This window comes from Longimicrobium sp., assembly GCF_036387355.1.
Classification (GTDB): domain Bacteria; phylum Gemmatimonadota; class Gemmatimonadetes; order Longimicrobiales; family Longimicrobiaceae; genus Longimicrobium.
Window position 1 is genome coordinate 1 of the sequence record NZ_DASVTX010000558.1, and the last position, 7,201, is coordinate 7,201.

The window sequence follows — 7,201 nt, forward strand, 5'->3', positions numbered from 1 at the left end:
GGCGGACTTGGAGGATGCAGAAAGGCCCGGCTGCGGAGAGCCGGGCCTTTGTTGCGTCAACGCGGGATTCAGCGGATGACGCCGTGGTCAGTGACAATGGCGTTCATGGGCGAATCCCAGGGGTCCGCGGGGATTGCGCGAACTTCCTGCGCGGCGAAGAAAAGGCCGCAGCGGAAGCCCCGCCACTCGGGATCCGCCAGCAGGCGATCATAGTAGCCGGCGCCGCGGCCCAGGCGCTGCCGCGCGCGGTCCCACGCCAGGCCGGGGATGAGCGCGGCGTCCACGTCCGCCACGCGGTGGATGGGGCAGGCGTCCGCGTCCGGCTCACGGATGCCGTATCGCCCCGGGCGCAGCGCATCGTGCCGGTCTACCAGGTGCAGCGCGAGGCGGCGGTCGTCCAGGCAACGCGGGTAGACGAGCAGAATGCCGCGCCTGCGCGCCTCGTCGGCGATGGCGTCGGTACCCACCTCGCCGGGGAGCGTGGCGTAGAGCAGCAGCGTGCGCGCCCCGGCGATCTCCGGCACCTCCCAGACCCGCGCGGCGATGGCGGCCTCCGCGCGGCTTCGTTCATCCCCCGAGAGGCCGGCGAGCGTCGCCCTGGCCGCGGCGCGGATCTGCTGCTTGGTCACCGCCCCGAGGCGAGCGCGACGGCGACGGACGTGGCCACGCGCGCGTTGTTCAGGAGCAGCGCCACGTTCGTCTCCAGCGAGCGCCCGCCCGTGTGGCCGGCCACGGCGCGCAGCAGATACGGCGTCACATCCTTGCCGCGCACACCCTCGCTGCGGGCCGACTCCAGCGCCGCGGAAATCGCGCCGTCCACGTCTTCCGAAGCCAGGGCGTGCTCCTCCGGCGGGGGAACGCACAGCAGCAGCGCGCCGGGCACGCCCAGGTCGCAGTGCGCGCGCCAGAGCGCCGCCGCCTCCTCCGGCGTGTCCACCCTGGCGTCCACGGGCAGGCCGCTACGGCGCGCGTAGAACGCGGGAAACTCGTCCGTCCCGTACCCCACCACCAGCACGCCCGCCGTTTCCAGCGCCTCGCGCGTGGCGGGCAGGTCCAGAATGCTCTTGGCACCTGCGCAGACCACCATCATCTGCGTGCGCCCCAGCTCCGTAAGGTCCGCGCTGACGTCGTGGTCCCCGCCGCGGTGCACGCCGCCAATGCCGCCCGTCGCAAAGATCTGCACCCCGGCGCGGCACGCCAGCCACATGGTAGACGCCACCGTGGTCGCGCCATCCACCCGCCGCGCGATGGAGATGGCCAGGTCGCGCGTGGAAAGCTTGAGCACGCCGTCCGTGTTGGCCAGGCGCTCGATGTCGTCATCCGAAAGCCCCACCTGCGGCACCCCGCTGACGACGCCGACGGTGGCGGGAACCGCGCCCCCGTCGCGAACGGCGGCCTCCATCGCGCGGCCCAGCTCCAGGTTGCGCGGCCGCGGCAGCCCGTGCGCCAGAACGGTGCTCTCCAGCGCCACCACCGCCCGCCGCTCCGCGAGCGCCGTAGTGACTTCCAACGAGGTCAGAATCATCAGTCTATCCCGAGTAGATCAGCAGTCCCGCACTCCGCACTCTGCACTCCCCCGCCCTCTCCTACGGCAGATTGTCCCGCAGCAGCGCCAGCACCGCCTCGGGGTTGTCCGTGTTGATCCAGTGCCCGCCCTCCACCAGGTGCAGGTGCACGCGGCCGTTCGCCATTCCCGCGGCTTCCACGCGGTGCATCGATTCCTCGTCCAGCGTGCTGGACCGCGTCGCCTTTACGAAGTGGATCTCCGTTCCCTCCGGCGGATGCACCACCGTTTCCCACAGTTCCGTGCGAAAGAAGTCGCGCAGCATCTCCTCCAGCACGTCAAAGTTCACGCGCCAGCGGTAGCGGCCCTCCACCGGCTCCAGGTTGATGGCCATCCACTGCCCCAGCGCCTCTGGATATCCGGCGGCCACCAGCCCGCCAACGGCCTCGGCGCGCGACGCGAACTCCGGCGGCAGCGCGCGTACGGCCTCGATCATCCGCCACGCGCTCCCCTCCGGCTCGCGCACGGCGGGAGTGCTGTCCATCACCCACACCTGCCGCAGCCCGCCGTCCGCGTGGTGCTGTGCGTACAGCAGCGCCACCTTGCCGCCGAACGAGTGCCCCATCACCGCGGCCGCGTGAAAGTCCAGGTGCTCCACAAGCCGGTCCACGTCCTGGGCGGTGGCCTCAAGCGTGTGCGGGCCGGCGAACCCGTGCGAGCCGCCGTGGTTGCGCAGGTCCACCAGCAGCGCGCCCCACTCCGGCCGCGCCTCCACCAGCCGCCGCGCGATGGTGCCCCAGTTGCGGCCGCTGCCGTAGATGCCGTGCAGCACGAGCAGCCACCGCTCGGGCGTGGCGCCAGCCGCCACGACGCGGGCGTGGTTCAGAATGGGAACGGCGGTGGTGTCGGTCATGCCTGGGGTCCGTCGCAACGGGGATCGTGTGGACGCCCCAAACTACCCGCCCCGCCCCGTTCGCGCATCCCGGTCCGGATCCAGACGCCTGGTTCCCCGATGAGCGGCATCGAGGGGTTGACGGGCACGCGGATTGAATTATCTTAGTGCTGTAATTATTAGCGCCGAGGGAAACATGAACGAGGCAACGGACGGGACGGAGCGGTCGCTGAAGCTGTGGGTGGTGCTTTCGCGCGCCCATGCGGCCATCGAGCGGCATGCCCAGGCCGACGTGGCCCGCCACGGACTGACCCTGGCCGAGTTCGGCGTCATGGAGGCGCTCTTTCACGGCGGGCCCATGACCCAGGGCGAGGTGCAGCGCAAGACGCTCGTCACCAGCGGCGGCATTACCTACCTGGTGGACCGGCTGGCCGCAAAGGGATGGGTGGAGCGCAGGCGCTGCGACCGCGACCGGCGCGCCACGTACGCGGCGCTGACGGACGACGGGCAGGCGAAGATGCGGGAGATCTTTCCCCGCCACGCCGAAGCCGTGCAGCACGCCGTCTCGGGGCTGAGGGAAGAAGACCAGGAGCTGGCGATCCGGCTGCTGCGCTCGCTGGGGCGGCACGCCGCGGAGCTGAACCCGCGGGGCGGAGCGTAGCTTCTTTGTACGGATATATCTCAGTTCTGTGATTTTGGAATTCGCAGCATCACGCCGGCCGTACGGCCCGGGACGGCGCGAAACAGAGACGGGCCCACACCAACGAACCGGAGACACTCTCATGAGCGACGCGACCGTCCCCGCCACCGCGAACACCGGCGTGACCACCTGGAACATCGACCCGGCCCACACCACCGTGGAGTTCTCGGTCAAGCACCTGATGATCAGCACCGTGCGCGGCCACTTCGGCGCGGTGACCGGCACCATTCTGCTGGACGAGCAGAACCCGCTGAACTCCAGCGTGAAGGCCGAGATCGACGTCACCAGCATCAACACGCGCCAGGAGCAGCGCGATGCGCACCTGCGCTCGGCGGACTTCTTTGACGTGGAGAAGTTCCCCGCGATCCGCTTTGAGAGCACCAGCATCGAGCGTGACGGCGACCACTTTGACGTGTACGGCAACCTTACCATTCGCGACGTGACGCGGGCGGTGGTGCTGCACACCTCGGACGAGGGCCGCGGCGGCGATCCGTGGGGCGGCGAGCGCGCGGGCTTCAGCGCCACCACCAAGGTGGACCGGCGCGACTTCGGCCTGACGTGGAACCAGGCGCTGGAAACGGGCGGCGTGGTGGTGGGCAACGACATCAAGATCACGCTCGAGGTCGAGGCCATCAAGGCGGCCTGAACCACGGGCGGGCAGTACACTTCCGGCCCCGTCCCACGGCGGGCGGGGCCACGGGCCGGGAACACGGGGAGACGACGATGAAGCTGTCCACCGCGGGCATTCACCACATCACCATGGTGTCGGGCGACGCCGCGCGCACCGTCGCGTTCTACCGCGACGTGCTGGGGCTGGGGCTGGTGAAGAAGACCGTCAACTTCGACGATCCCGGCGCGTACCACCTGTACTTTGGCGACGCCACCGGCTCGCCGGGCACCATCCTCACCTTCTTTGAGTGGCCGGGGAGCGCGCGCGGCCGGCCGGGGATCGGCGGGGTGCACCACGTGGCGCTGGGCGTGGCCACCGACCAGGCGCTGCTCAAGTGGAAGCGGCGGCTGACGGACGCCGGGGTGCACACCTCCGGCCCGTACGACCGCGGCTACTTCACCAGCCTGTACTTCCGCGACCCGGACGGGCAGATCGTGGAGATCGCCACCGCCGGGCCGGGCTACGCCATCGACGAGCCGGCGGACGCGCTGGGGCAGAAGCTGCTGCTGCCGCCGGAGCGCATCGTGGTGGGCCATCGCGACGAGGCCGCCATCGCCGCGCTCACGCACCCGGAGCCGGTGCCGTCCATTACGCCCGACATGGCGCTGCACGGCATTCACCACATCAGCGGCATTACCGACGACCTGGTGCGGGCGGGCGAGTTCTACGAGCAGGCGTTGGGATTGTCGCTGGTCAAGAAGACGACCAACCGCGACGATCCGGATACGCTGCACTACTTCTGGGGCGCGTACGACGGAACCCGCGTGGCGCCGCACAGCTCGTGGACGCTGTTCGGCTGGCCCAGCAGCTGGAACCACGCGCGGGGCGGCGCGGGCCAGACGCACCACGTGGCCTTCCGCGCGAAGGATGACGACGAGCAGGCGGCGTGGGTGGACCACCTGCGGGCCATGGGCGTGCAGCCCTCGCCGGTGATGGAGCGCAGCTACTTCCGCAGCATCTACTTCCGCGCGCCGGACGGGCTGCTGCTGGAGATCGCCACGGACGGCCCCGGCTTCGCCGTGGACGAGGAGCCGGGCGCGCTGGGCGCGGGGCTGATGCTGCCCGCGTGGCTGGAGGCGGAACGCGAGCAGATCGGCGCCACCCTGGCGCCCATCGGGTGAACGGGATGACGATGATGACCCAGGCGAGCCCGGCCGATCCGCACGCGGGGCGGCCGGCGCTGCGCGGCGGAGCGCCGCTGGCGAGCGCCCGCGCGGCGATGGTGATGGTGCACGGCCGCGGCGGCGACGCGGCGGGAATGCTGGCGCTCGCCCGCGAGCTGGGCCGCGAGGACTGGGCCTGCCTGGCCCCGCAGGCGGCGGCGAACACGTGGTATCCGTACGGCTTCATGTCGCCGCTGGCGCAGAACGAGCCGGGGATCACGTCGGGGATGGACGCCGTGGCGCGCGCCATCGCCGAGGCGGAGGAGGCGGGGATCCCGGCGGAGCGCATCGTTCTGCTGGGCTTCAGCCAGGGGGCGTGCCTGGCCACGGAGTTCGCGGCGCGGCACGCGCGGCGGTACGGGGGCGTGGCGGCGCTCAGCGGCGGGCTCATTGGCCCGGACGGCACGCCGCGCGACTACCCGGGCTCGCTGGACGGCACGCCGGTGTTCCTGGGGTGCAGCGACGTGGACGGACACATCCCCGCCACCCGCGTCCGCGAATCGGCGGAGGTGCTGCGCGCGCTGGGCGGCGCGGTGGACATGCGCCTGTACCCCGGGATGGGGCACACCATCAACGAAGACGAAATCGCAGCCGTTCGCGCGATCATGGACGCAGTGGCAGCGTGATCGGGGCCGCGGCCCTCCCCCTTGACGATGATGTTTGGGCGCTGTAGGTTTATTCCATAGCGGTGATTTTCGAAGCGGCTGACGACAAGAGCCCCTGGGCTCTGCCACACCTCCGGGGGTGGCTAGTCAGCCGCGCCGCTTTTCCCCCATGTCCGTCCTCAGTAGTACGTCCTGGTTCCCACGCGGAACACCTCGAATTCGCTCCGGATCTTGTTGGCGATCAGCTGATGCGAGCGGTCGTCGCCGCGCTCCCATTTGCGGCTGATGGCCCAGCAGCAGTAGTCCGCCACCTGCAGGCACGGCTCGCTGTGCGCGCTCCACGACGCGCAGCGAAACTCGGTCGTGGGGCTCACCTGGCGGATCACGTCGGACACACCCGCGTGCATGATGGCGCGCTTCTTCTTAACGCCCAGCGCGGCGCTCACCACGAACAGCTCGTCGGCCCGTCGGACCACGCGTGGCGCGACGTGCTTCATGTGCAGATACCACGCGAGTTTGTAGAACCGGTCATCCGCGCGGGTATGGGGCGCCGCCTTGGCCTTCTCCAGAATGGTCGCGTCGATCCGGAAGTCGTGCTGCGCCAGAACGGCGAACACCTGGTCCCGAACGGCCTGCTTGTCGGTGGTGGCGTGGAACTCCGAATCCATCCCGTGCCCCTCCCACGCAATCTCGCGCCGCAGCCGGAGCAGCGCGTCGCCCACGCTGAAGCTCGCGCAGGTTACCGTGGTAAGGATGAAGTAGCGCGAGGCGCCCTGCTTGCGCGAGAAGTCGAAGTTGCCGCTTTCGTCCGCGAATACGCTGATGCGAGGCATGCAGGGCGCCTTTGATGTTCATCTACATGGGAGCGCCCCAAAGGTAACGAAACAGCCGTCCATTGTGTACTCATTCTCTTTCCGCCACAGGCGGGACGTGATGACAGAAGCCCCGGCCTTCACCAGAAGGCCGGGGCTCTTTTTCGACATCCGTGTGTGGCGCGCAGCGGATCAGCGGCCGGGGAGCGCGTGGGGTTCGGTGGATTCGGGGAGGCGGAAGAGGGGATCGATTCCCGCCTGCAGTTCACGGTGCGCGGCGCGGTTGCGGCGCTTCATCCACACCACCGCCCCGCCAAAGATGCCCGCGTACTCCAGCGTCACCGCCACGGGCAGCAGCAATCCGCCGCCTCCAATGACGGCCACCGTCGCCGTTCCCGCCACGGCGGCGGTGCTCAGCGCGCCCGCCGCCCCCAGCGCCACCCGCACCCGCGTGCGATGGCGGGCCGCGCAGGGCGCGCATGTAAGCCGGCCCTGCACCAGCGACGGCGCCTCGTACGCGGGCGCGGCGTACTGCGGGCCGGCGCAGGTGGCGCACAGTTCCGCCCGGTTGCGCTTGCGCCCGCGCCACGAAAAGTAGCCCGCGTACCCCGCGGCGGTTGCGGGAAGGGTGCACAGGAGGGCGGCGACGGCGCTTTCGAGGATCATCGATCGGGAACTGCTGCGGCAGCGTGGCGGAGGTATGAAAGTATGCTCGTCCGCACGCGCCGGAACAAGGGTTTCTCCTGTCGACCGCGGTGAATCAGCCCCGGTCGCGGGAGCGGCGGCACTACGGTCGGGCGTATCGATCTCGAGCGGCGGGTTCCATCTTGGGTGAATGGGCCCTCAGAGTTCCGG

General features: G+C 70.2%; 9 protein-coding genes. 4 read left to right on the top strand and 5 right to left on the bottom strand.

What is annotated here, in order from left to right; genetic code table 11:
• Nucleotides 1-68 precede the first annotated feature (68 nt).
• The 3 genes from VF665_RS24165 to VF665_RS24175 form a co-directional block, all read right to left on the bottom strand.
• Nucleotides 69-629, bottom strand: a complete 561-nt coding sequence (locus VF665_RS24165; protein ID WP_331056053.1) for a 5-formyltetrahydrofolate cyclo-ligase — start codon at nt 627-629, stop codon at nt 69-71.
• Nucleotides 626-1,525 (bottom strand): pseudouridine-5'-phosphate glycosidase, encoded by a 900-nt coding sequence (locus VF665_RS24170; RefSeq protein ID WP_331056054.1) that lies wholly within the window; start codon nt 1,523-1,525, stop codon nt 626-628. Before VF665_RS24170 ends, VF665_RS24165 begins: the two co-directional genes overlap by 4 nt.
• Nucleotides 1,526-1,586: 61 nt before the next feature.
• A complete protein-coding gene (locus VF665_RS24175) occupies nt 1,587-2,417 on the bottom strand; it encodes an alpha/beta hydrolase (protein ID WP_331056055.1) in 831 nt (276 codons plus the stop codon).
• 175 nt (nt 2,418-2,592) lie between these two features.
• Here VF665_RS24175 and VF665_RS24180 point away from each other — a divergent pair, with 175 nt between their 5' ends.
• From VF665_RS24180 to VF665_RS24195, 4 genes are all read left to right on the top strand, one after another.
• On the top strand, nt 2,593-3,057 hold the full coding sequence (locus VF665_RS24180; RefSeq protein ID WP_331056056.1) for a MarR family winged helix-turn-helix transcriptional regulator: 465 nt from the start codon (nt 2,593-2,595) through the stop codon (nt 3,055-3,057).
• A gap of 121 nt (nt 3,058-3,178) precedes the next feature.
• The gene (locus VF665_RS24185; RefSeq protein ID WP_331056057.1) at nt 3,179-3,742 is read left to right on the top strand and encodes a YceI family protein; all 564 of its coding nucleotides are present in this window, start codon (nt 3,179-3,181) and stop codon (nt 3,740-3,742) included.
• A gap of 77 nt (nt 3,743-3,819) precedes the next feature.
• Nucleotides 3,820-4,887, top strand: coding sequence for a VOC family protein (locus VF665_RS24190; RefSeq protein ID WP_331056058.1), 1,068 nt, complete (start codon nt 3,820-3,822; stop codon nt 4,885-4,887).
• A gap of 5 nt (nt 4,888-4,892) precedes the next feature.
• Nucleotides 4,893-5,555: an alpha/beta hydrolase gene (locus VF665_RS24195; protein ID WP_331056059.1), complete on the top strand. Its 663-nt coding sequence runs from the start codon at nt 4,893-4,895 to the stop codon at nt 5,553-5,555.
• A 158-nt stretch (nt 5,556-5,713) separates the two neighbouring features.
• Here VF665_RS24195 and VF665_RS24200 read toward each other — a convergent pair whose 3' ends face one another.
• Nucleotides 5,714-6,367: a DUF3800 domain-containing protein gene (locus VF665_RS24200; RefSeq protein WP_331056060.1), complete on the bottom strand. Its 654-nt coding sequence runs from the start codon at nt 6,365-6,367 to the stop codon at nt 5,714-5,716.
• Nucleotides 6,368-6,538: 171 nt separating this feature from the next.
• Complete coding sequence (locus VF665_RS24205) at nt 6,539-7,012, bottom strand: hypothetical protein (RefSeq protein WP_331056061.1); 474 nt, start codon at nt 7,010-7,012, stop codon at nt 6,539-6,541.
• Between the last annotated feature and the right edge of the window lie 189 nt (nt 7,013-7,201).